This is a genomic window from Snodgrassella alvi (genome assembly GCF_002777425.1).
In the GTDB taxonomy this organism is placed as follows: domain Bacteria; phylum Pseudomonadota; class Gammaproteobacteria; order Burkholderiales; family Neisseriaceae; genus Snodgrassella; species Snodgrassella alvi_B.
The window spans coordinates 52539-75670 of record NZ_MDVC01000091.1; the positions used below are offsets into that span (position 1 = coordinate 52539).

At 44.4% G+C, this 23132-nt stretch carries 19 protein-coding genes; 12 read left to right on the plus strand and 7 right to left on the minus strand.

The window, feature by feature from the left end; genetic code table 11:
• Nucleotides 1–1333 precede the first annotated feature (1333 nt).
• From BGI33_RS08395 to BGI33_RS08415, 5 genes are all read left to right on the plus strand, one after another.
• Entirely contained in the window at nt 1334–3025 is a 1692-nt protein-coding gene (locus BGI33_RS08395) for a glutamine--tRNA ligase/YqeY domain fusion protein (RefSeq protein ID WP_100090764.1), read from the plus strand.
• 131 nt (nt 3026–3156) lie between these two features.
• Complete coding sequence (yccS, locus tag BGI33_RS08400; RefSeq protein ID WP_100090765.1) at nt 3157–5289, plus strand: YccS family putative transporter; 2133 nt, start codon at nt 3157–3159, stop codon at nt 5287–5289.
• 198 nt (nt 5290–5487) lie between these two features.
• Nucleotides 5488–7053 carry a glycine betaine/L-proline transporter ProP gene (gene proP, locus BGI33_RS08405; RefSeq protein ID WP_100090766.1) on the plus strand — a complete coding sequence of 522 codons (1566 nt, stop codon included), beginning with the start codon at nt 5488–5490 and terminating at the stop codon, nt 7051–7053.
• A 109-nt stretch (nt 7054–7162) separates the two neighbouring features.
• Nucleotides 7163–7927 carry a hypothetical protein gene (locus BGI33_RS08410; RefSeq protein WP_100090767.1) on the plus strand — a complete coding sequence of 255 codons (765 nt, stop codon included), beginning with the start codon at nt 7163–7165 and terminating at the stop codon, nt 7925–7927.
• 634 nt (nt 7928–8561) lie between these two features.
• Nucleotides 8562–8888, plus strand: coding sequence for a GIY-YIG nuclease family protein (locus BGI33_RS08415; RefSeq protein ID WP_100090768.1), 327 nt, complete (start codon nt 8562–8564; stop codon nt 8886–8888).
• Between the two features lie 36 nt (nt 8889–8924).
• Here BGI33_RS08415 and BGI33_RS08420 read toward each other — a convergent pair whose 3' ends face one another.
• The gene (locus BGI33_RS08420; protein ID WP_257379347.1) at nt 8925–9926 is read right to left on the minus strand and encodes a L,D-transpeptidase; all 1002 of its coding nucleotides are present in this window, start codon (nt 9924–9926) and stop codon (nt 8925–8927) included.
• 118 nt (nt 9927–10044) lie between these two features.
• Between BGI33_RS08420 and rlmD the strand changes: the two genes are divergently transcribed.
• From rlmD to BGI33_RS08435, 3 genes are all read left to right on the plus strand, one after another.
• Nucleotides 10045–11364, plus strand: coding sequence for a 23S rRNA (uracil(1939)-C(5))-methyltransferase RlmD (gene rlmD, locus BGI33_RS08425; protein WP_257379345.1), 1320 nt, complete (start codon nt 10045–10047; stop codon nt 11362–11364).
• Between the two features lie 175 nt (nt 11365–11539).
• The gene (locus tag BGI33_RS08430; RefSeq protein WP_100090769.1) at nt 11540–12115 is read left to right on the plus strand and encodes a YceI family protein; all 576 of its coding nucleotides are present in this window, start codon (nt 11540–11542) and stop codon (nt 12113–12115) included.
• A gap of 288 nt (nt 12116–12403) precedes the next feature.
• Nucleotides 12404–12841 (plus strand): GNAT family N-acetyltransferase, encoded by a 438-nt coding sequence (locus BGI33_RS08435; RefSeq protein ID WP_100113613.1) that lies wholly within the window; start codon nt 12404–12406, stop codon nt 12839–12841.
• A gap of 131 nt (nt 12842–12972) precedes the next feature.
• Here BGI33_RS08435 and BGI33_RS08440 read toward each other — a convergent pair whose 3' ends face one another.
• The 5 genes from BGI33_RS08440 to BGI33_RS08460 are packed head-to-tail and all read right to left on the minus strand — an operon-like array spanning nt 12973 to nt 15779.
• The gene (locus BGI33_RS08440) at nt 12973–13731 is read right to left on the minus strand and encodes a peptidylprolyl isomerase (protein WP_100090771.1); all 759 of its coding nucleotides are present in this window, start codon (nt 13729–13731) and stop codon (nt 12973–12975) included.
• 52 nt (nt 13732–13783) lie between these two features.
• The gene (locus BGI33_RS08445) at nt 13784–14650 is read right to left on the minus strand and encodes a SurA N-terminal domain-containing protein (protein ID WP_100090772.1); all 867 of its coding nucleotides are present in this window, start codon (nt 14648–14650) and stop codon (nt 13784–13786) included.
• Between the two features lie 31 nt (nt 14651–14681).
• The gene (locus BGI33_RS08450) at nt 14682–14957 is read right to left on the minus strand and encodes a BolA family protein (RefSeq protein ID WP_100090773.1); all 276 of its coding nucleotides are present in this window, start codon (nt 14955–14957) and stop codon (nt 14682–14684) included.
• Entirely contained in the window at nt 14950–15243 is a 294-nt protein-coding gene (locus BGI33_RS08455) for a YciI family protein (RefSeq protein ID WP_100090774.1), read from the minus strand. The genes BGI33_RS08450 and BGI33_RS08455 overlap by 8 nt, the downstream gene beginning before the upstream one ends.
• Complete coding sequence (locus BGI33_RS08460; RefSeq protein WP_100090775.1) at nt 15243–15779, minus strand: septation protein A; 537 nt, start codon at nt 15777–15779, stop codon at nt 15243–15245. The genes BGI33_RS08455 and BGI33_RS08460 overlap by 1 nt, the downstream gene beginning before the upstream one ends.
• 426 nt (nt 15780–16205) lie before the next feature.
• Here BGI33_RS08460 and BGI33_RS08465 point away from each other — a divergent pair, with 426 nt between their 5' ends.
• Together BGI33_RS08465 and BGI33_RS08470 are read left to right on the plus strand one after the other, a co-directional pair.
• Nucleotides 16206–18533: a FimV/HubP family polar landmark protein gene (locus BGI33_RS08465; protein ID WP_100090776.1), complete on the plus strand. Its 2328-nt coding sequence runs from the start codon at nt 16206–16208 to the stop codon at nt 18531–18533.
• A gap of 723 nt (nt 18534–19256) precedes the next feature.
• Nucleotides 19257–20483, plus strand: a complete 1227-nt coding sequence (locus tag BGI33_RS08470) for a hypothetical protein (protein ID WP_100090777.1) — start codon at nt 19257–19259, stop codon at nt 20481–20483.
• A 478-nt stretch (nt 20484–20961) separates the two neighbouring features.
• Here the strand turns inward: BGI33_RS08470 and BGI33_RS08480 are convergent, their stop codons facing one another.
• Nucleotides 20962–21249: a hypothetical protein gene (locus BGI33_RS08480; RefSeq protein ID WP_100090779.1), complete on the minus strand. Its 288-nt coding sequence runs from the start codon at nt 21247–21249 to the stop codon at nt 20962–20964.
• Nucleotides 21250–21403: 154 nt separating this feature from the next.
• Here BGI33_RS08480 and truA point away from each other — a divergent pair, with 154 nt between their 5' ends.
• Together truA and BGI33_RS08490 are read left to right on the plus strand one after the other, a co-directional pair.
• A complete protein-coding gene (gene truA / locus BGI33_RS08485; RefSeq protein ID WP_257379333.1) occupies nt 21404–22255 on the plus strand; it encodes a tRNA pseudouridine(38-40) synthase TruA in 852 nt (283 codons plus the stop codon).
• Between the two features lie 37 nt (nt 22256–22292).
• Nucleotides 22293–22925, plus strand: coding sequence for a phosphoribosylanthranilate isomerase (locus BGI33_RS08490; RefSeq protein ID WP_100090780.1), 633 nt, complete (start codon nt 22293–22295; stop codon nt 22923–22925).
• The last annotated feature ends 207 nt before the right edge of the window (nt 22926–23132 follow it).

A 23132-nucleotide genomic window follows, 5' to 3' on the forward strand; every position in this document is an offset into this window, starting at 1 on the left:
TGGCTACGCCAATTGCGCGTGTATGATTTTTTATTTTATTTGCGCTATTCATTATATGAGCAGCATCCGTTTTATCTGTTGCATAACTCGCTTTATAATCATTTTTTGCAGAAATCACTGTTAGTATATCTTCTTGTTGATGAAGTTTAATATGTTCTCAAGCTAAATCATCTTCGGAATAGGCTCTGTAATAAGCCTAATTTCCAGTTCTTTTGTCTAAAATTTTGTTTTTGCTCCTTGCCAGTATGTATCGGTCTTATGGTGTTTGAGCTGTATTCAGTGGCGGAGGTTATATGCTGCCTCTATCTGGTTTCTTGCGCTCATTGAGTTAAAATGCTTTATGGATAAATCGCCTATTTAACTCTCTTAAACTTCGGCAGCTACGCCATAATGTTTTTGCTAAATTTTCTTTAGCCGACGGCCATTTCCCGGTTATATGCACGTTGCCGGTAGTGCCATTACACACAGCTTTGCCTGTTCTGACGGAGACGTTGGATTTAAGCGGCCTCGTTATACTATTCTTCCCGTCATAATCTTTACCACTATGTGTTGCTCTGCTTTGTGGCTGGTAACTTTTATTTATAAAGGTAATGTTTTTTATAAGGCTGTATTGGTGTGGGTTAAAGTTGGCTTTCAGGCTGAATCCGTACAATTGTATATAAAAATTTTATTTACTGGGTTGGTTAGGCTATGAAGTAAGTTTGGATATTGGGCTGTTATGTTGTGGTTGGCTACCGGCACAGAAAGAGCAGGCTTTGGTGTTTGATGCTGAGATAGCCGGCGATTTGCTGTGAATGCCGGTAACGGGCTAGACAGTATTCTGGTGGTAATGTTTGTTTACAGGATGGCTGAATGTTGCAAAACAACGGTAATCCGAATAGTGGTATCTGGGGGCAGGGTAATGTGTTGTATAAATTTTGTACTACAGCTTCTGTGACCAAAAGATTTTATCGCCGAACAAGGTGAGCTTTTGAATGGTTGGCCATTGTTTCTGGGAAATATTTGCTGCTAAGAGCAAGGGATGAAGCAATATAATTGTTAATTATGATTGTTTTGTAGTGATTCGTTTCCTGTTTTAGCAGTTCCCTGAGTAGCGGATTGGGTTGAGTATGATGATGGGTCTTTACTAAACTTTAGTAGTTAGTAAATTTTTTTTATGTTTTACTTGATTTGATTTGGTATTTACTTGACTATTACTAAAGTATTTAATATTTTTTTGTTTAGTATAATTGTATATTTCTTATATAAGTTGGGTATATAATTATAACCTTTTAGTTGGTGTTTTCTGGAGTTTTAATTCTGAAAAACGCCTTTGCACATATTCAGAATAACTATGCTTAATAAAGATCAGTTTGCCGATAATCATTTTATACGTTCTATTATTGAGGATGACCTGCAAAGCGGGAAATGCCAGCGAGTGATGACACGTTTTCCTCCTGAACCAAATGGATATCTGCATATTGGCCATGCTAAATCTATCTGTCTGAACTTTGGTCTGGCCTATATTTATGATGGTTTGTGTAATCTGCGCTTTGACGATACGAATCCTGAGAAGGAATCGGATGAGTATGTGCGCTCGATTAAGGAAGATGTGCAGTGGCTGGGTTTCCAGTGGAATGAGGAGCGTTTTGCTTCGGATTATTTCGAGCGCCTGTATGAATATGCGCTGGAGCTGATTAAGGCCGGTAAGGCATATGTGGACGATCTGGATGCGGAGGAAATGCGCCAGTATCGTGGTACGCTTACGGAGCCGGGTAAAAACAGCCCGTATCGTGAGCGTACGGTTGAGGAAAATCTGGATTTGTTTGCGCGTATGCGTGATGGTGAGTTTCCGGATGGCAGTAAAACGCTGCGGCTGAAAATTGATATGGCTGCGGGCAATATTAATCTGCGCGACCCGGTGATTTACCGTATTCGCCGTGTACATCATCATCGTACCGGCGATAAATGGGTAATTTATCCGATGTACGATTATACGCATGCGATTTCGGATGCGATTGAAAATATTACGCATTCGCTGTGTACGCTGGAGTTTGAATCACACCGGCCGTTATACGACTGGGTGGTGGAAAATATTGAAATTGCGCATCAGCCACATCAATATGAGTTTTCCCGGCTGGAACTGTTGTATTCGATTACTTCAAAGCGTAAGCTCAATCAGCTGGTGGTGCAGGATCATGTGTCTGGCTGGGACGACCCGCGTATGCCTACGATTTCGGGTATGCGTCGTCGTGGCTATACGCCAGAAGGGCTGCGCCTGTTTGCTAAGCGGGTGGGTATTTCCAAGAGTGAAAATGTGGTGGACATGAGTGTGCTGGAAGGCGCGATTCGTGAAGACCTGGAAAGTGTGGCACCACGGATGATTGCGGTGCTCAATCCGATTAAGGTGGAGCTGATTAATTTTGATGAGGCGTTAACGCAAAGCCGTGAGGCGCCGTTTCATCCGCATCACCCGGAAATGGGTGAGCGCCTGATACCGCTGACGGAAACGATTTATATTGAAGCAGATGATTTTGCGCTTGACCCTCCTAAAGGCTGGCAGCGCCTGACTCTGGGTGGTGAGGTGCGCCTGCGCTACAGTTATGTGATTAAGTGTGAGGAAGTGGTGCAGGATGCGTCTGGCCGGGTGGTATCGCTGAAATGTTCGATAGACCACGATACGCTTGCTTCCAAGCCGCAGGGGCGCAAAGTGAAGGGGGTTATTCACTGGCTGTCTACTGAGCATGCTGTATCGGCTAAAGTGCGTTTGTACGACCGCCTGTTTACAGTTGAACGCCCTGATGCAGTGCGTGGTGATGATGGGCAGTATCGTGACTTTGTTGAGTTTCTGAATCCGGCATCGGTAACAGAAATTGATGCGCTGGTGGAACCGGTAGCAAATACGCTGGTACCGGAAACGCGCTATCAGTTTGAGCGTCTGGGCTATTTTGTAACTGACCGCTATGATCACAGTGCGGAAAATCCGGTATTTAACCGCACGGTAACTTTGCGTGATACGTGGCAGGCACAGGCAGAGAAGAAGTAATGATGCTTGTGTTTGTGCAGAAAGCCGGCCTTTTATGGCCGGCTTTTTTGTACGCTAAATATCTGGCTGGGTAATTCGCTGGCTTGTTAAAATGAATTGAATGGTATTTTCTGGTGATTAGAGGCGGTGTAATGCGAGTAATTCCGGTGCGTGCTGGTTATCTGGCTAATTTACCGATGCTGCTGAGTATGGTGCTGGCAGCGTGGTGGGTATGGTATACGGGTCATACGGCAGAAAGTACGGCGCTGTTTCTGGGGATTATTGCTGGCGGGCTGGTGGATCTGGATGATGGATTCACCGGCCGTTTGCGCAATCTGTTTTTTACACTGGTGCATTTTTCGCTGGCTGCTACGGCAGTGCAGTGGACATTCGGGCATCCGCTGGCGTTTTCATTGCTGATGGTGTGGGCGGCATTCAGTACGACGATGATAGGCGCAATTGATGTGCGTTACCGGACGATTGCCTTTGGTACGCTGCTGGTGATGCTGTATACGGTGCTGACTTATTCGCCGCATTTGCCGTGGTATACCAATCCGCTGATGCTAGTTTGTGGTACGTGTTTGTTTAGTATATGTACGCTGGTGCTGCATCTGTTGTTTCCAAACCGGCCGGTACAGGACAATCTGGCCGGTGCTTTTGCCAGACTGGCAGACTATATGCTGGTGAAAGCACAGTTTTTTGACCCCGATGAGGCAGATTTGCTCTCGGAAAGGGAGCTGGCGCTGGCAATGAAGAATACGGCAGTGATTGACGGGTTTAACCGCTGCCGTGCGGCACTGTTTTACCGTTTGCGCCGGCAGCACCGCCAGCGTGGTATCAGTATGCTGCTGCAATACTATCTGACAGCACAGAATATTCATGAGCGGATCAGTTCGCGCCATGTGGATTATGCAGCGCTGGCGCACAGGTTGGCGCACTCGGATTTGATTTACCGGATTCAGCGCCTGATTGTGTTGCAGGCACAGGCTTGCCAGCAGATGAGTGAGTGTCTGCATGAGGATAAGCCTTATGTGTTTAATATGGGGCTCCAGCGTGCTGGTGAAGGGGTGCAACAGGCAGTAGCACGTTATTGTGCTGAATGTGATACGGATGAGGATACGCCGGGTTTGCAGCAGTTAATTGCGAATATTCTAACGATTAATGAGCAACTGCTCTGGCTGGAACAGGTAAAGGCTGCTGGTGCCAAACAGGAGGCAGGGGATATGCAGATTGCCGGGCAGGATGTTGACCGGATACGCGATATTCTGCCGGCGTTAAAGACGCATTTTACTTTGCAGTCGAATGTGATGCGCCATGCTATCCGGCTGGCGATTCTAACGGCTGTGATTTGTGTGGTGGTTGAAAGCGGCCAGTTGAAGATGGGCTACTGGATTTTGCTCACTGGGGTGATTGTGTGCCAGCCGAACTATTCGGCAACCACGACTCGTTTGAAGCAGCGCATAATGGGTACGCTGCTTGGTGTGCTGGTGGGCTCGGTATTGCCATATTTTGTGCCTACGCTGGCAGGCCGGCTGGTGATTGTGGTGGTGAGTACGGTGCTGTTTTTCGCATTCAGGCTACGCCGTTATAGTTTTTCTACGTTTTTTATTACGGTACAGGTACTGGTGGGTTTTGCGATTATTGGTATGGATACGCAGTCGGCAATGCTGTCGCGTTTTGTGGATACGATTCTGGGCTCGGTGCTGGCGTGGTGTGCGGTATCGTGCCTGTGGCCGGACTGGCGCTATCTGACGCTGGGGCGGATTGCTAGACGTGCTTTGTGCGCTGATGCTGCTTATCTGCGGCAGGTGGCACAACAGTTTCAGAACGGGCACTGTGATGATTTGGTTTATCGTGCTGCGCGGCGCAATGCGCATGAGCTGGCCGCTATGTTGAGTAATACTGTGGCGGATATGTCGCTGGAACCAAGGCGTTACGGGCAGCATCTGGTTGAAGGTAAAGCTTTGTTGCAACTGAATTATGTGCTGCTTAGCTGTATTTCTGCACTGGGTGCGATTCGGGTACAGGTAGACCGTGTGCAGCCGCTGTTGACACCTGAGCGGGTACAGCACTGGTGTACGATTGCCAGCAGGCTGGCAGAACTGATGACACAAAATGCTGATTATTCTGTGTTTCAGGCTGAATGGGAGGCCGTTGGCGAGCTGTTAAAGGTGCACAAACCACAGCCGGATGATGATGTGGTGGGAAAGGTATTATGGCGGCAATTGCAGCGGATTCATGTGCAGCTACCATTGTATCGGCAAGCTTTACTGACTGGTACCTGAGCTGGCAGGATGATGGCACAGTGACTTGTTGAGTGAGCGGTTTAAAAGTCTGCCCAAAATAAAATAATTGTAGCGCATGTAACCCTTTTTCGATTATGCTGTTGCTAGTTTTCTTTAAAATTCAAGTATAAAGCACCTTTTTGGCTGCATGTTATAATCTTAAAGAATCATTTCAATATTAATAATGAAAGGGTTACCATGACAGCACCGAATGAACAGAATGAGGGTTCTTCTCATGTACCGCCATTGATTCCTACCCAGAATGGAACACTGGAGTTACACGATATTACGATTATTGACCAGACTAAGCTGAGAAAGGCAATTTCTGCCGCTGCGCTGGGTAATGCCATGGAATGGTTTGACTTTGGCGTGTATGGTTTTGTGGCTTATGCGCTGGGGCAGGTGTTTTTTCCGTCTGCTTCTCCCAGTGTGCAGATGATTGCAGCATTGGGTACGTTTTCTGTACCGTTTCTGGTACGCCCGCTGGGCGGTGTGTTTTTTGGTATTCTTGGTGATCGTTTTGGCCGGCAAAAGGTATTGTCGACCACGATTATTATTATGGCGCTCAGTACTTTCTGTATTGGGCTGATACCATCGTATAACAGTATTGGCATCTGGGCGCCGATATTGTTGCTGCTGTGCAAACTGGCGCAGGGATTTTCGGTGGGTGGTGAATATACTGGTGCAGCGATTTTTGTGGCGGAATATTCCCCCGACCGCCAGCGTGGTTTTCTGGGCAGTTTTCTGGATTTTGGTTCGATATGTGGCTTTGTGCTGGGCGCAGGGATAGTGGTTTTGCTGGAAAATATTATGGGTTCGGGGCATTTTCTCTCATGGGGCTGGCGCATTCCATTTTTTCTGGCCGCACCTTTGGGTTTGCTCGGCTTGTATCTGCGCCATGCTGCTGAGGAAACGCCGGCATTCCAGAAACATCTGGATATGATGGAAAAAGAAGAACAGGAAGAGGTGGGCAGTCGTCCGCGGATTTCGTTTACGGAAATTGTGCGGCGTTTCTGGCGTACGCTGCTGGTAAGTGTGGGGCTGGTATTAACTACTAATATTACTTATTATATGCTGCTGACCTATATGCCTAGCTATCTGTCGCACAATATGCATTACGGTGAAGATCGCGGTGTGCTGATTATTATTGCGATTATGATTGGCATGATGTTTATGCAGCCGATTATCGGTTTTATGAGTGACAAAATCGGGCGCAAGCCGTTTGTTATCGGTGGTTCTGTTGCGCTGCTGGTTCTGGCCATTCCTTGCTTTCAGTTGATTACCAGTGGCAAGGTAGGGCTGATTTTTCTTGGCCTGTTTATTCTGGCACTGATTCTGAATTGCTTTACTGGGGTGATGGCATCAACTTTACCGGCGCTGTTTCCTACGCGTATCCGCTACAGTGCGCTGGCCAGTGCTTTTAATATTGCGATTATTGTTGCCGGTTTAACGCCGACTATCGCCGCGGCACTGGTGGATGCCACTAATAATCTGTTTATTCCGGCCTATTATCTGATGGTGGTAGGCGGTATCGGGATTGTTACCGGTATTTATCTGAAAGAAACAGCTAACCGTCCATTACGTGGCGTCTCTCCTTCGGCTTCGAATAAAAAGGAAGCACGCGAGTTGCTGGCTGAGACGTATGAGCATATTGAGCAGAGTGTGGATGATATTGATGCAGCCATCGCCAACTTGCAGGAGCAGATACAGGCGCTGGAAAAACGCAAACAGCAGTATGTTGATTTGCATCCGAAAATGGAGTAATTAGTTCGGTATCCCTAGCTGAAATTTTAGCCACTAATGTTAGCCTGTTTGGGTTAATATTAGTGGTTTTTTTACATTCTGGTTTGCAATTTTATAGGAGGAAGAAAATATGGATAATCTGGAGTCAGGATTCAAAATCACCAAAGAATTTTTTGGGTTATCAGGGCTTATAGGTAATATCATTGGTACAATTATTTTAATAATCTATTGTTGTACAATAAGATTTTTTCCTGCTGGATTATCTGTTGGTGATGTATTATTTTGTTTATGCATATTTGCCATATATGGAATTTTGTATATTTTTTTTACTGGTATATTACATTTGGCTAGCAAGTTATTTTTAATTTTATTTGAAAAGCAAATAAACAAAATTCTTATTAAGAAAAAAAATAATCCTGTTACTTTCTCTCCTGTTGCTTTCTCTAAAGATCGACGTTTTTTTCTTTGTTTGGGCGGTATTGCAAACATTCTGATTTTGTCTATCGCTTATAGTATATGGATTCAATCAAGTAGTTTACAAACAGGTCTGGTTTTTGGGTTCACAGTCTATATGGCAATTTTTTGTGTTGGTTGTATGAATATTTTGGTTTATCAATGGGAAGGGCTAAAGATAAAAAATGAATTTGAGCCCAGTAAGGAAAACGATAGAAGGCTATATTTCTATATACGGAATATAAAGATTCCTTCAAAGCTCCTTTTCAGAATAGGTATGTTTATCACGCCACTAATTGTTGTTTCTGGTATCTATGTTGGTCTAACTAATATTACCTTTTCTTTAATTGGCGTAAGACAATCTGATGTTACGATCTATGTGGATAAAAATTATCAAGATTTATTTTATAATTCTGACAACAAAAGCTTTTTGATAAGATAAATTGTTCATCTGTATGTCGATTAGACCATATAAATATTCTGATGACGAATATTGGTACGAAAACTAAATTTCAAATTCCGGCTAAATCAATTCATAATGCAACTGATAGTCCGATAGAATTTGAAGTGCCTAATGAGGCAATTAAAGGCATTAGGAATAAATAGAATCTTTATAATAATCGGCTTTAAGTAGCAAATTATAAAATTCATAATCTAAATTAAGGTGGGAAATGAATCTGGCATAACTGATAAAACTGTGAAAAGAAGATACCAGACGGGTGGGATTAGCAGGTGCAGCATGGGGTATGCTGGCGTTATTCGGTGGTTACGGTTTGTCTACGGAGCAGGGTCTGCATATTGATTAGATATGCCGGTACTATTTATTTGTTAGGATTGTGATTTAGGCTTCCACTATATTTCATGCAAAATATTTACTATTTTGGGAATAAATGAAAACGCCCTATCTGCTGTAATGCTACTTAAATATGTGCTTTGTTTTCGGCTTGATAGCTGTTTCTGTATGATGGGTAAATCAGGCATTGCCGGTATGGTTGCGATTTTTCCTTGCGGATGTGGATAGGCTGTTTGGTATGGATATTTTTATCTGAATTTTTAAGAGTTGGTTAGTCTGGACGATGGAATTGGTTTTATCGGCATCTATTCTGGCTGCATTGCCCCCTTTGCCGCAGGCAGATGCTGGCTGGGCGGTTTATTTGCTGTATTGTGCTAATGGTGCATTTTATTGCGGGATTACTAACCGGCCGGCACAACGCTGGCTGGCACACTGTTCGGGGAATGGTGCCCGGTATACGCGTATGTATCCGCCACTTGAGATGCGTCTGGTTTGTGAGGGTATTACTAAAGCCGCAGCAGCACGATGTGAATATCGGCTAAAGCGGCTCAAGGCAGCAGACAAGGCTGTTTTATGGCAATCGCTGGAGAATTTTTTACCCCAGACTTAATTTCTTGAACCAATTAAACAGCCAGATGGGATTGGCTTACATCAGTACATCAAAACCAGAATCGGCTGAGGCTGGCGTGGTGCTAGCTGGAGCAGGCCGTTCGGGATTAGCTGGTGTGGTGGCTGGATGTAGTGGGGTGATGTTCTGTTTGGGTGCTTCGTCTGCGTCTTCATCAACCTCAATACTGCTGCTTTCAGGAGCAATTTCCTGTTTTGGTTTATTGTCTGTTGTATCAATATACTTCAATTCAACAATTGCACCGATACCGCTGGTCCATTGCAATGAGCTCAGATTACCGCTAACTTTGGTTTTGCCGCTACTACAGGTCAGGCAGATTAAGGTGTTGGCCGGTTTATTCAGGGCGTTGTTTAAGCGTTTGTGATCTACTTGTAGCTGGTGTTGCTCTGCCCATGAGCTAATGCTTTGGTTTAATAGTTTTTTGTTTAGAGTGCGTTTGTTGTAGGGGTCTCGGTAAACGGCAATCCAGATGTCGTTTTGTGCATCGGTGTTTACGGAAGCCTGCTGGTAAATTACAGCGGCATCGGCACCGCTTTGTACGGCAGCGGCAAAATCCAGTGCATTCGGGCTGCGTAAGCGAACACAGCCATGGCTACGTACGCCGGGTACGCTGCTGGGTACGTTGGTGCCATGGATACCCAAACCCAGACGAGGAGCGCCTAGGCGCACAAATACGGGGCCAAGCGGGTTATTGGGGCCGGGCGGTACCGATTTTTGTACGGTTTTACCACTTGCGGCCATTTCTTTCTGAATGCTGAGTGGTACGCTCCAGGTAGGATTGGTGACTTTGGCGCCAATTTTGTATTCACCCAGCGGTGTTTGTGTACTCGCTTTGCCTACTGTTATCGGATAGGTTTTGATTAATTTTCCGTCCTGAAACAAAAATAACCGTAGTTGAGGAATATTCAGGATGACCTGCTGCCCCTGACCGGGTACGGCATAGTCTGGCATTGGGATGGCAGCATATGCACTTGTTGATATGATGGTGGTAGTGAGTGCACAAAGTATTGGTTTCAACATTATTCTGAAAATCCGGTATGGCAATATGAATATAATCATAACGTAATTTGTCTGCAATGTGAGAAAATAAACGTAGTTAAGTTTATTTACGGCCATTTCTCTGGCTTGAGGTTACGATTTGGAACAACGGTTTATAGCACAGGTTATTGACTGGAATCAGGAAGGGCGCGGTGTTGCCCGGGTAGACGGTAAAGCGGTTTTTATTGATGATGCTTTACCGGGTGAGGTGGTAGAGTGGCAGCCAATGCGGGTGAAAAAATCCTATACTGAAGGCAGAATCAGCCGAGTGCTGATGCCTGGTAATGCGCGTGTACAACCGCCTTGTGAATATTATGAGCGTTGTGGCGGCTGTAATAGTCAGCATATCGAATTTACCACGCAGGTGGCGCTGAAACAGCGTGCCTGGCTGAATCAGATGCGTCGTTTGGGCAAGGTACAGCCAGATGAGCTGATGCCACCAATTTATGGGTTGCCCTGGCGTTATCGTGAACGGGTGCGTTTGCGCGCTGTGTATGAATATGGCCAGTTAAAGCTGGGTTTTCAGGCCAGACAGACGCATGCGATTGTGGATATTGATGGCTGTCTGGTGTTGCCGGTGGTGCTGTCTGAGGCTTTGAAGCCGATTAAAGCTTTATTGCAAAGCTGGCCTGTAGGCAGTGTGGAAGGGATGATGCTGCATCAGGGTAATGCGGTTATTGCGCTTACTTTGCAGATTTGCGGCGGGATAAGTCAGAAAATGCGGATGCAGGTGGATGGCTTACTGGCGCAGCTACAACAGCAAAGCGGTTGGCTATGGCAGTGGTGGTTACAGGCTGGCCGGAAAACTACTTTGCAGTCGGCATCGGCGACACCGGTACTGGCTTATGGTTTACCTGAATATCAGCTTGAGATTCCGTATCAGCCTGAAGATTTTACGCAGGTTAATCAGGCTACTAATGAGCTGATGGTACGGCGTGCCATACAGTGGTTGCAGCCTCAGGCTGGCGAGCGGATTATCGACTGGTTTTGCGGACTGGGTAATTTTAGTTTGCCGGTTGCACGGATGCAGGCAGAAGTGGTTGGTGTGGAAGGTATGGCGGCTATGTGTCAGCGTGCCGGTAATAATGCGCAACGCAATGGGCTGGCGCAGTTGGCTCGTTTTCAGCAGGCTGATCTTTTTGCTATGAACGGGCAGCGTCTGCGACGGTTTGGTTATGCGCATAAATGGCTGCTCGACCCGCCAAGAGCTGGTGCTCAGGCTTTAATTCTGGCTTTAAATGAGCTGGAAGACCGGCAACTGCCGGGCAGGATTGTTTATGTTTCCTGTGATCCGGCAACACTGGCACGTGATGCTGGCTTGCTGGTTAAGCGTGGCTATCTGTATCGTGCCGGCGGTATTATGAATCTGTTTGCACAGACTGCGCATGTTGAATCTATGGCGGTATTTGACTGGCGATAAAGGTTATTGGTTGTTTGCCAGTCAGACAGGCTGGATTATCTAGTTAAGAATATACATGAATATCTGAATATTGTTTCTTATGAGGAAATAATATTTTTACTCTGCGGAATTTTGCTGCTTTGGTATTCACGTTAATATAGTTGCTATTAGATAAATGTTTTAGAGGAGTTTATTCATGAACAGATTAGCCGGTATTTTGATGGCAACTTTGCTGGGCATCGCTGTGCCAGCTGTGGCTGCGAATTATAAGATTGACCCGTTGCATACCAATGCGCGCTTTACACTCGACCATTTTGCAACCTCTAGTAATGTGGGTGGTTTTTATAATCTTAATGGTGAGCTGCAATATGATGCGGGTACGAAAACCGGTGCTGTGGATATTACCATTCCGCTCACTACTCTGGATACTGGTCGCAGTGAGTTCACTAAGCATCTGCAAAGCAAGCTCTTTTTTAATGCTGCTCAGTATCCGGTTCTGCGTTTTGTGTCTCATAACTGGAATTTTGATAAAGAGGGTAAGGTTAGAGCCCTACGTGGCCAGTTAACTATGGTTGGCCAAACACATCCGGTTACTTTACGGGCAACCAAATTTAATTGTTATAAAAGCCCGATGAATCAGTCTCAGGTTTGTGGTGGTGATTTTGAGGCTGTGATTGATCGTTCACAGTGGGGAATTAATGAATATCTGACAGCTATGCCGGCCAGCCGATATGTTAAGCTGAATATCCAGATTGAGGCTGTCAGACAGTAAAATTAATTGTTTTTTTACACGGATTATCTGCTTCGTTAGCAGATAATCCGTTTTGCTGTTCAGTATGATTATTTTTTGGCTGAAATTTCGGTATGATGCTGACAACAGACATAAAGATGATGAATAGTTTTGCTGGATATAATGTTCTCTATTTAGTTATTTTTGCAGATATTGTGATATTGTTAGGATACGAATCCGAATGTTTTTCATTAATTTATTTCGAATATTATGGTTAGGGCAGTGGCCAGAGTAATCAATTTTGTACCGTTAACAGGAATTGTGGAGGGGATGATGTGGTGCATCAGAAAATTTAATGAACTTTCGTCACATGATTTTTATAGTATTGCGCGCTTGCGTATTGATACTTTTATGGTAGAGCAACAGCGGATTTACCATGAGCTGGATGATTGGGATTTACAGGCCAGGCATGTTTATTACCAGCGTGATGAGCAGATATTGGCCTATGCGCGTATGTTTCTGGCCGGCACTTACTTTACTTTTAGCCGGTTTGTAACGCATCCGAGTGTTCGTGGTACTGGACTGGGGGATCAGCTGATTAAGCTAATTGTGCATTATGCGCAGAAAAATTGTGCCGAATATCCAATCAAAATAGAGGCAAATCGTCAGGTACTTAAATTTTATCAGCGGCATGGTTTTCAAATACAGGGAGCGCCGTATATTTCTGATGGTATACCCTATGTGCATATGTTGTATCAGCCACAGTAATAGAACGATACAGAGTACATCGGGTTAATGCAGGCTAATGGTGGTATCAGTAGCTTGTTGACAGGGTGGTTTATGTATAGCGCATAAATAAAAACCGGTACGTTTGTACCGGTTGTGTTTGGCAGCAAATTCTAGTCGTTCAGATTAATGCCGTTTTTTTGCAATAACTGATTGATTTGCTCCTGTACTTTTTGCTGTTTGGCTTGTTCACGCAACTGGTCTTTAATCTGCTCAAAAGCGGGAGCATTCGGTGCCTGACGCATACCGGCCAGTTTCAGCAGAATGTGATGCCCGTTAATGGTGATGACATTAGGTGAAATCTGCCCGTTTTTTAATTGTGAAGCTAACTGGGCAAAATCGGGTGGCAGCTGTTGCGGGAGCATCCAGTTGCTGGCTGGTGCTTCAGGGTTAACCTGTTTGAGCAATGTTTCATAAGCCAAACCTTTTCTCAGCTTGGTTAAACCTTCTTCAGCGGCTTCTTTGCTTGGGAAAACGATAGGCAGTAAATTGATTTCCTGACTAACCTGCTCATATTGCCGGCGCAAATCACTGTCATTTACTTCAATGCTGGCAGCCAGATGCTCTACATATTGAGCCGCATAGAATTGTGCCTGTACATTTTGCCATGCAGCCTGAGTATCAGCTTGTTTATCCAGCCCAGCCTTAATGGCTTCGGCTTTTAATATTTCAGCCGTTTGCAGGCGAACGGTAATTTCTTTCTGAATCTCGGCTTTATTTGGCGCAGGAGCACCCGGCTGGGCTTGCATCTGACGCTCAAACTGCTTGAGCATGACGTTAATACGCTGATTGTCAATTTTAGGTGCATCGGCAAAAGCGAGCCCGGCGGACATGATACTTAAGCCAGCCAGCCAGGTAATGCTTTTTTTCATGTTAAGTATTCCTTATTTTCTGTCGTGATTAATAATCGTCAGAATAAAGTTATTATTTAATGCTGGCACTCTTGTAAAGTTGATCAATGGCACGAGCCATTGAGGCGCTTTGCATGCGGCGTGACAGGATAGGTTCCATTTCTTTTTGAGTTGGCAGTTTAACGTTGCGCTTGTCGTTTATGTAGAACACTGCGTAAATATTGCCGTTACCTTGCACTGGTGTTGTGGTGTACTGGCCTTTTTTCAGGTCTTTAATAGCATTGAAAACCGGAGGAGCACTTTCCTGTAGGTCTTTGATGGCAACATAGCCTTTAGGGATACCGCCGTTTTCACGACCAGCCGGGTCAATGGTGTACTCTTTGGCTACTGTAGCAAAGCTTTTTTTCGCCTTTAACTGAGCAATTGCTTTATTGGCTGTGTTTGCGTCGCGGGTGAGGATTTCTCCTAATTGTACTTCCTGGGTACCGCTGTAGTATTTCACCATGTCATTGTAGGCATTACGTACATCTTCAGGTTTGACCGGATTGTTTTTAACCACGTTGGCTAAATAGGCCTGTGTCAGTAAATTGTCTTTGAAGAAAGCCCATTCTTCCTTGAAACCGGGTTTTTTATCATCGCCCAGACGTTTGGCTTCTGCTTCAGCCTTACTCAAGGCATTCAAGTATTCAGAATCTTTGTCCAGATTCTGTTTTTTGGCAGCCTGAATCAGCAAAGTGCGGGTTATGAGACGGTTAGTGATGCTTTTACGCAACTCGGGCGAATCCTGAATCTGATTCTGGCTTTCCTGAACCAGTACAGCTACCTGATTATCAACTTCTTTACTGTCAATTTTGGTTCCATTAACAGTAACTACAGTCTGAGCGGCGGCAATGCCGGTTAATCCGAGCAAGATTGCGGTTGCAATTAATTGTTTTTTCATGGTTATCTCTCTTTGAGTGGATAGAAATGGATTATTGCCTTAAATATTCGCTGTTGGTACATGCCTTGATACTTAAGGCATGAATGGTATTTGCCCTGAATAAATCTTCAAGTAGCTGATGAACTTTGCGCTGCCGCGCCAGGCGCGATAAACCGGTAAAGGCATCGCTGACAATCAGCAGGCGATAATGCCCGCCGCCACGATGGCCTTTATGCCCTGCATGTAAATGGCTGTCGTCTATCAGTTCCAGTTGCAGTGGTGCCAGCGGTTGCAGGCGTGTGCGAATGGTAGTCTGAATATCAGTCATTAGGTAAGACTTTTTTAAAGGGACGAATCAGAATTTCTTCATAAACACCGGCATCTACATAAGGGTCCTGTTCAGCCCATGCCTGTGCTTCATCCAGGGAATCGAAGTCTGCAATCACCAGACTGCCGGAAAATTGGCTGTCATCATCTGGCAGCGGATTCGGGCCGGCCAGAACCAAACGGTTTTGTGCCTGTAGTTCCTGTAAACGTGCCAGATGTCTGGGCCGTGCCTCAATACGTGCTTCGTGACTGTTATCGGCATCAGTGGCCATTAACATAAACAGCATTACAACTCATCCTTTTTAATGTATTGGCTAATATATACAGTTTGTCCGATTGTAAACAGAACTAATATTGTGGTACTGCCAAAAAGTTTGAAATTAACCCACTGCGCTTCGGTAAAATTGAAAGCTACCCACAGGTTGAGCGCACCTAGTGCAAGCAAAAATATAACCCACGCACAAGTGAGTTTGCGCCATGCTGGTTCGGGCAGGCTGATTTCTTTACCAATCGTACTTTTCAGTACGTTTTTATCGCACAGATGTGAAATCATCAGGCCAATGGACATAATCCAGAACAGGGCTGTTGGTTTCCATTTAATAAAGCGTGGGTCTTTGAGATAGATAGTTGCACCACCCATTACCACAACCAGTAACAGGCTGACCCACTGCATGGTTTGCAGGCGACGATATTTAAACAGGCACCATGCAGCCTGAATAATGCCGGCAACAATAGCCACTTCAGTGGCAAGAATAATATTTTTGGTTAAAACGTAGGTAGCAAAGAAAAGAATAACTACCAAGAATTCAAATACTGCTTTCATTATTAGGACTTGATATCTGTTTTTCTGGTTTGGGTTAATAAAGATGTGAGATAGTTGCCATGATACCCTGAGTTTTTACACTTGGCACCTGTTAAAGCAATGTGTTAAACAAAATTTAACTATTATTGTATATTGGTTTCCGGCTTTTCAGGTATTGATGCGTCTGAAAATATCCACAGTTAAGGGTAGTTTGAGAGCAAAACATGTAAAGGTAACTTGGCATTAAAGTGTCGCAAAAGCTATTATAGCGTGAGATAATATAAAAACAGGTTTAGTAAACGTTAAACACCAGTTGATTTTAGAGCACTTGTAGAAATTATCATATTGAATTGGCACGCGCCTGATTGATGGCAAGGGTGCATTACCGGTGAGGGTACGGGATTGAAGAACGCAAATAATTTAAAAATCATCGCACTGTCTTTATGTATGTTAGCCAGTGCACCTGCATGGGCAGGGCTGGGGAGCTTACAGGTTAATTCGGCCCTGGGCGAGCCGTTTTCAGGAAGTGTGGTTGTGACAGGTGATGAAGCCAGAGCTGCATTACACAGTCGGCCAGCAATTTCAGGAGCACCATTACAGGTACGCGTAACGGCACAAGGAAAAAATGCTGTGATTCATTTGCGTTCCAGTAAGCCTGTTCGTGATCCAATGCTGTCTTTTAGCCTCACTGCCGGCAGCCAAGGGCGGCAATATACCGCATTACTTGACCCGCCAGAATATCGTCATGGTTCTGCAGGTACTGGCAAAGCCACCAGCAATCACCGCAAGCCGGTACGGCCTGCGAAAGAGAAGTCAGCTGCCCGCGCTACTGCTGCGCTGCAAAATGGGCTGGCTTCTGATAATGCGGTAGTGAAATATCATGTAGACAATAATGAAACACTGATGGATGTGGCACGCAAGGTACGGCCGCAGGGATTGAGTATAGAGCAAACCATGCATGCTCTGATTGTTGCCAATCCGCGCGCTTTCCGCAATGGTAATCCGGATTTTATGTACCGTGATATCAGCCTGAATATTCCATCTACTTCACAGCTGCATAAATTATCCAAAATAAAAATTAAAGCAGCTCAAAAACCGGCAGATGCGACACAGAATACTGCGTCGGTATCAGCAGCGCCATTGACACAGGCAGCAGCGGAAAATGCTGCGCCACAGAAATCGGTTAAGGCAGATGCAAGTGCGGGCAAGGCTGCTAATACGATAGTTTCTGAAATCAGTAACGCAGCCTCGGCTCTAACCAGGGATGGGAAAGCTAAAACCGAAACTGTACCTGCATCTGCACCAGCTCAGGCTTCAGCACCTGTTCAGGCATCCGCGCCAGTTCAGGCATCTGCACCTGCTGCAACAGCAGCATCTGTGGTAAAAGCCGCACCAGTACAACCTAAAGTTAATCAGGTAGCGCAGCCGGTACAACCTGTAGAAGAACCGGCAGAAGAATCCATGCTGCCTGCATGGTGGCCATATGCATTGGCAGGTGTGGCAGGGGTGTTGTTAATTGCTGCTTTACTCTGGCAAAGACGTAAAAAAAGCGATAACGCAGAAGATGATGAAGATTATGCATCTGATGAAGATGATGATGTGGTATTTGATGCTGTACCACCTAAAGTTGAACAATCTGTATCTGTTCCGTCTGCATCAGCTAAAGCAGCAGCATCAACTGCGGCAGCTGCGGCTACAGCTGCTAGCAGTACAGCTGAAGACGATGGCGACTGGTCATGGTTAAATGACGCTGCAACAGACACGCCAGCTAAAGCTGATGCACCGGCTGGAAATGTGAATCAAGTGGCTGCAACACCACACCTTGCTGATACAGCACCAGCTGCGGACAAGCAGGAAGAAGATGATACTGACTGGCTGAATTTTAATTTCACGGATGATACTCCTGCTGCTACGGCGGCTTCGTCAACTACTAAGCTGGATAATGCTGACGATTTATCCTGGCTGGATCAGATTGATGAAACCGAACAGCCAGAAGTTTTGACTTCACACGAACCGGCTATTGCTGCACCTCATGAAGAGGTGGCAGACAATACAGGTTTTGAGTGGGTTGTGGCTGATGAATCGCAACTGGATGAGCCTAAAGCAGAAGCACATCAGGATGCTATTCAGGCTGCACAGCAGCCTGAACTAGCAACATCAGAAGATGAGACGTTAAATGCTCTGGATGATTTGCAGTGGGATGAAGACTTCAAGTTTGATGAAGAACACAAGCAGGATACTACACCTGTTGCTGAAGAAGTGCCTTCTACTAAAGAGCAGACTCTTGCTTCACATGAGCAGCATGCGTTTGCGGCAGAAGACGATGCGATTTCAATGGATATTGACTGGGAAACATTGGGCGTAAGTGATGATAATTCACCAGCTCAACCAGCCAGCTCAACTCCTGCACCTGCTGCTGATTCTACCCTGGCAACAGAAGCTGATAGCCTGGATATTCCATCCATGGATTTTGTGCTGGATGATGATAAGTCTGAATATGCTGCTTCAGCTGCTACTACACCGGCTTCTTCATTTGCTACTGGAAGTGGAGCACAGGATTGGCTGGAACGATCAGCTGAATCTGAACCTGCTGATCAACCTCTGACACCTGAGCAGCAGGCTGTTCCGCTACAGGCTAAACTGGAACTGGCAAAAATGTATCTGGAAATGGATGATGCAGTTACTGCGCGCCAGACTCTGCGTGAGCTGGTTGATGAGGCGAATGGTTCAATACTGGCTGAAGCTCAAAATCTGTTGCAGCAGTTGGGTGGTTAATTTTGCATTGATTGTGCTTTAGTTATCAGACGTGAGATTTTTTGCTTCTGGTTAAGACTGAATCCTGTGTCAGGATTCAGTCTTTTTATTTGCCTTGAATCTGTATATCTTATTTAAATTTTATTATCTGGCAAAAATTGTTTTGTTTAATGTTTTCCTGAATGTGATTAAGTTTGGTTTTGTGAACTGCATCGACGTATGAATCAGTCTGACCAGATTTGCTAATATATTTTAATAGCTGGGTACAACTGTAATAAGTATTATGAATTAAACTAAAGTCTTGATAAGAAAATAACTGGATTTTGTTTGCTGATATTTGGTGCAGGCAGACAAAATATGTGGCAATTTTAGCTTGTGATGAGATTTTTTTATTATTGTAGAATGATATGTTGTATGTTTATTGAATAAATATAATCTTGGAGATTAATTAAATTTTGTATCAATTATTGATTAGTAATGAGATTTAAAAGATTTATTGTGCTGTTTTTACGCATTATTCAGTACGGTTGTGTGATGTAGTTAACTGCTTAATGGCTTTTTATCATTAATGTGACAGAATAAATATGAAATTTCAGTACGTTGATGCTGAAAATCAAAGCAGTATTTGTGACTGAATATTAGCTATAAACAGCCCAGTTTTTGATTTTTCCTGTATTATAATTATTAATATAAGTTAATAGCGTCTGAAATATTTACATTTTGTATTGAATATGGGGATGGTATATGCGAATAGTAACTGGTAAAAAAGTGCTGTGGCTGGGGATGGCACTGGTGTTGTCAGCATGTAGTACAGTGAGTAAAAAAACACCGGATGAACTGGTTCGGCAGGGGATACAGCGTAATTTGCTTCATGATAATCAGTTTAATTTTAATGGTCAGATTCGATTGTTGGCTGATCAGGATGAAGTGAAGAAATTTTCGGATAAGGTAGCTGATCAAGCTTTAGATCATAAGACAGAGGCAATGGATTCTGCATCTTCATCTGAATCTGTTAGAAAAAAACAGGCGGCAAAAATAAGTGCTGAGGCAAATAAAAAGTCATATTGTGCGCATGATAATTCGGCAGAGGATTGTGATAAAAAAAATGAGTCATTAAATGGGGCTTTAAGTTTTATTGCACAAAAAATAACTATTCCATTTAGTGGGGCGATTGATATACCGCGTGGAAAATTTGAATTTGTTCCGGCGGTGCGTTATGAAGCATCAAATATATTATTTTCGATTAAAGTGCCGGTGCAGATAGATATTAAAGAGAAAATGCTGATAGCGGATGTAAGAGCGATTAAACCTTTTGCAAGTGTTATCAATGCTATCTTTCCTCGGATGGATCAATCGCCCAAAATTCTAAATAAACCATATATTGCTAAAAAATTTCCTGAACGTGCAAATAATCTGCCATTGAAAGAATTAATACTTGCAGCGCCAAAGGCAATTGATGATGGTTATGCCAGTTATGATAAAAAGGCTTTTGCTCGTTTATCTATAGATGAAGCTGGAAAAAAAATAGGAGCTCGTTATCGAATTCGGCTGAATTCTACTGCTGAGCAAGATCGGGTAATGGCGGCGGCTGTTGTTGATAGCTTGAGTGAGCAATTAAAACAATCAGAAATACGGGAAACGAATTTAAAGGCTAAAGCTAATCAATTGCAGAAAAAGGACTATGCAGCAATACAAAAATTACTGGCTGAAAAACGTGAGCAGATACTGAGTGATAAGCAGGGTAAAATTAAATATGATTCGGTAATAACGGATTTTTATTTAGATGATCGGGGGCGTTTGCTTGCAATGCATGAAATGTATAGATTTATCTTTGATAATTCACGAATCAGTCGAGTTCACCGGAATAAAACAATCAATACTTCGTTGTGGATTCAATTTGATTATACATCGCATCCTAAATTTACGCTGAATCAAACACCAGAAAATACGGTTTATCGCAATAATAAATAATATCAATTTATTAATGTTTGGTTTTAGATACTTTTTAATTGATTAGATTTATGTTTTGAAAATGCCAGTGCTGTTATGCGCTGGCATTTTTTATCGATATGACCTTGGTCATGTGAATGATTTTGTTGCTCGTTTGTTGGCAATATGGATATAAATTTGGATTATGCTGCTATCCGTTCAGCGCCGTGATATATCCAGATAAGTAGCAAATATGTGGTGCATTCCGTACAGGTTTAAAATGGTGAATACCTGCTTTTTTAATATATTTGCTTACAATCACCCATTGCTAGCTGGTAAGTTATGGCATGTTTTGTGGGCTGACGAGTTTAGCACCGCAGGCGCAACCGGCGGTAGGATTGGGCTGCACTGGTTAAAGCAATACTGTAACCAGTCTCTGGCTTTTTACCAAGAGGTACTATTTTTTGTTTGTTATCTTTAATGATGGTGCCTGATAAACCGTTTTATGGGTCAATTTTGTTTAAATGTACAGGTTTACGGCTGTGCTGATACGCAAGCCTGTTGTATACATGACTTCAAGTAATATATTGTTGCGCACGCCATAAGCAGTATCAGTATCTGGAATCGACAGTAAGCCATTTATTTGCGTTTCGGAGGTGATATCGGGTAAGCACAGGTCTTTTTTAGGTATTTGGCGTTGTTTGATAGACGCATCTGTGCTGCGAGTGTATTCCTGTAGCCAGCGGAATAGTTTTTTACAGGCCGAAAGTGCGCTGGCTTGTGAGGAGGGTTTTTCTTCTGTATTCAATATTGTGTAAGCCAGGAAAATGAGTCGACATTAAGCCAGTAGTATAGCGTCAGTTTAAGCAATAGCCGGATTAGTTATAGGTGTGAAAGCAGTTAATGGCTATGCGATAATAATGCATTCTGTTGGCGTAAATTAGTGTGAATTAGGAAGAGCAATGGCTGCTAATGTAGTAGAACAACCGGCGATGATGGCTGATGACAATCAACCCATGCAGCGTTGGGCATTAACACTGGCTTATGATGGTGGTGCATTTCATGGCTGGCAAAAGCAGCCGGATGGTTTGTATACCATTCAGTCGGTACTGGAAGCAGCCTTAAGCGCTATTGCGGCAGAACCGATTAATGTTGTGGTGGCTGGCCGCACGGATGCCGGTGTTCATGCCACAGGACAGATTGTACATTTTGATACTCATGCACAGCGTAGTGCCGAAGCTTGGCTGCGCGGGACGAATACGGCAATGGATAAGAATATCCGTATTGTGAAAGCACAGCCGGTAGCTGCTGAATTTCATGCCCGCTTTGATGCGTATGGACGTCGCTACCGCTATATGCTGGAATCCAGTCGGGTACGTATGCCGCAATTACGTGGGCGGGTTGGCTGGACTCACTATCCGCTGAACATGGAATTGATGCGTGAAGCCGCGGCGATGCTGATTGGTGAACACGATTTTTCCAGTTTCCGCTCCAGTGACTGTCAGGCTAAGTCACCGGTAAAAACCTTATATGAGCTAAGCCTTGCTGGCAGCCCTGAGTTGATGGCGATTGATTTTCATGGCAGTGCCTTTGTGCACAATATGGTACGCAATATTGTGGGCGCACTGGTGTATGTAGGTGCCGGTAAGCTGAGTGTGGCCGGTTTTGCTCAATTGGTGGCCGCGAAAAGCCGCCGTCTGGCACCGCCAACGTTTATGCCTGATGGGCTGTATCTTACTGGTGTAGATTACCCGCAACAATGGGGGATAGCTACGGCAACTCTGCCGGTGTGGCTATGGCCGCATCTGAGTTAATACGGCTTGTAGCCGGCTGATTTTAAAAGGGCTAGATATGAAAATTCGGAGCAAGATTTGCGGGATGACGCGGGTGGAAGATGCACTGCTGGCTGCACGGCTAGGCGTGGATGCCATCGGGTTGATTTTTTTTGCTGGCAGCAAACGGCATGTCACTCTGCAACAGGCACAGGCAATTGCGCGTGCTGTACCGCCGTTTGTCACGGTAGTCGGTTTGTTTGTTAATGCCAGTGCGGTCGAGGTACAGGAAGTATTGATGCATGTGCCATTGGATGTATTGCAATTTCATGGCGATGAGAGTTCTGAATTCTGTCGCCAGTTTCAACGCCCGTATATTAAGGCAATAAGAGTGTGCAATACGGGTGATATTGAAGCTGCTATTGCCACGTATACGGATGCGCGCGCGTTATTGTTTGATGCTGCTGTCGCTGGCCAGTATGGTGGTACGGGGCAGACATTCGATTGGCAGATATTGCCGCGGCAGCTAAATCGGCCATGGATTCTTTCTGGCGGCCTGAAACCGGAAAATATTGCTTCTGCGATTAGGCAAAGTCATGCGCAGGCTGTGGATGTGTCCAGTGGTGTGGAAATCACAGCCGGAATTAAGGATGGGCAAAAGATGCAGGCATTAATGGCTGCAATTAATGGTTTTGGGCTGTCTGTGGACTAACATTTATACTGTAGCTCCAGAAAATATTTATTATCTTATAAGAATATGCTTATGCTGCTTCTTAACGCTCTTGTTCAGAATAAATTTAATTAATCGATTTAAAATGCACACCGATTTTATATTTTCTTGTTGGTAAATATTTTAATTATGCTGCTTGTTTTATCCTCTGCTCAGCTTGTTGCTGTACTGATATGATTGCTATGCTAT

What these genes read in the sequence shown, in the direction of transcription:
- BGI33_RS08395 (WP_100090764.1), top strand. Translation starts at nt 1,334, where the DNA reads ATGCTTAATAAAGATCAGTTTGCCGATAATCATTTTATACGTTCTATT.
- yccS (WP_100090765.1), top strand. Translation starts at nt 3,157, where the DNA reads ATGCGAGTAATTCCGGTGCGTGCTGGTTATCTGGCTAATTTACCGATG.
- proP (WP_100090766.1), top strand. Translation starts at nt 5,488, where the DNA reads ATGACAGCACCGAATGAACAGAATGAGGGTTCTTCTCATGTACCGCCA.
- BGI33_RS08410 (WP_100090767.1), top strand. Translation starts at nt 7,163, where the DNA reads ATGGATAATCTGGAGTCAGGATTCAAAATCACCAAAGAATTTTTTGGG.
- BGI33_RS08415 (WP_100090768.1), top strand. Translation starts at nt 8,562, where the DNA reads ATGGAATTGGTTTTATCGGCATCTATTCTGGCTGCATTGCCCCCTTTG.
- BGI33_RS08420 (WP_257379347.1), bottom strand. Translation starts at nt 9,926, where the DNA reads ATGTTGAAACCAATACTTTGTGCACTCACTACCACCATCATATCAACA.
- BGI33_RS08430 (WP_100090769.1), top strand. Translation starts at nt 11,540, where the DNA reads ATGAACAGATTAGCCGGTATTTTGATGGCAACTTTGCTGGGCATCGCT.
- BGI33_RS08435 (WP_100113613.1), top strand. Translation starts at nt 12,404, where the DNA reads ATGATGTGGTGCATCAGAAAATTTAATGAACTTTCGTCACATGATTTT.
- BGI33_RS08440 (WP_100090771.1), bottom strand. Translation starts at nt 13,731, where the DNA reads ATGAAAAAAAGCATTACCTGGCTGGCTGGCTTAAGTATCATGTCCGCC.
- BGI33_RS08445 (WP_100090772.1), bottom strand. Translation starts at nt 14,650, where the DNA reads ATGAAAAAACAATTAATTGCAACCGCAATCTTGCTCGGATTAACCGGC.
- BGI33_RS08450 (WP_100090773.1), bottom strand. Translation starts at nt 14,957, where the DNA reads ATGACTGATATTCAGACTACCATTCGCACACGCCTGCAACCGCTGGCA.
- BGI33_RS08455 (WP_100090774.1), bottom strand. Translation starts at nt 15,243, where the DNA reads ATGCTGTTTATGTTAATGGCCACTGATGCCGATAACAGTCACGAAGCA.
- BGI33_RS08460 (WP_100090775.1), bottom strand. Translation starts at nt 15,779, where the DNA reads ATGAAAGCAGTATTTGAATTCTTGGTAGTTATTCTTTTCTTTGCTACC.
- BGI33_RS08465 (WP_100090776.1), top strand. Translation starts at nt 16,206, where the DNA reads ATGTTAGCCAGTGCACCTGCATGGGCAGGGCTGGGGAGCTTACAGGTT.
- BGI33_RS08470 (WP_100090777.1), top strand. Translation starts at nt 19,257, where the DNA reads ATGCGAATAGTAACTGGTAAAAAAGTGCTGTGGCTGGGGATGGCACTG.
- truA (WP_257379333.1), top strand. Translation starts at nt 21,404, where the DNA reads ATGGCTGCTAATGTAGTAGAACAACCGGCGATGATGGCTGATGACAAT.
- BGI33_RS08490 (WP_100090780.1), top strand. Translation starts at nt 22,293, where the DNA reads ATGAAAATTCGGAGCAAGATTTGCGGGATGACGCGGGTGGAAGATGCA.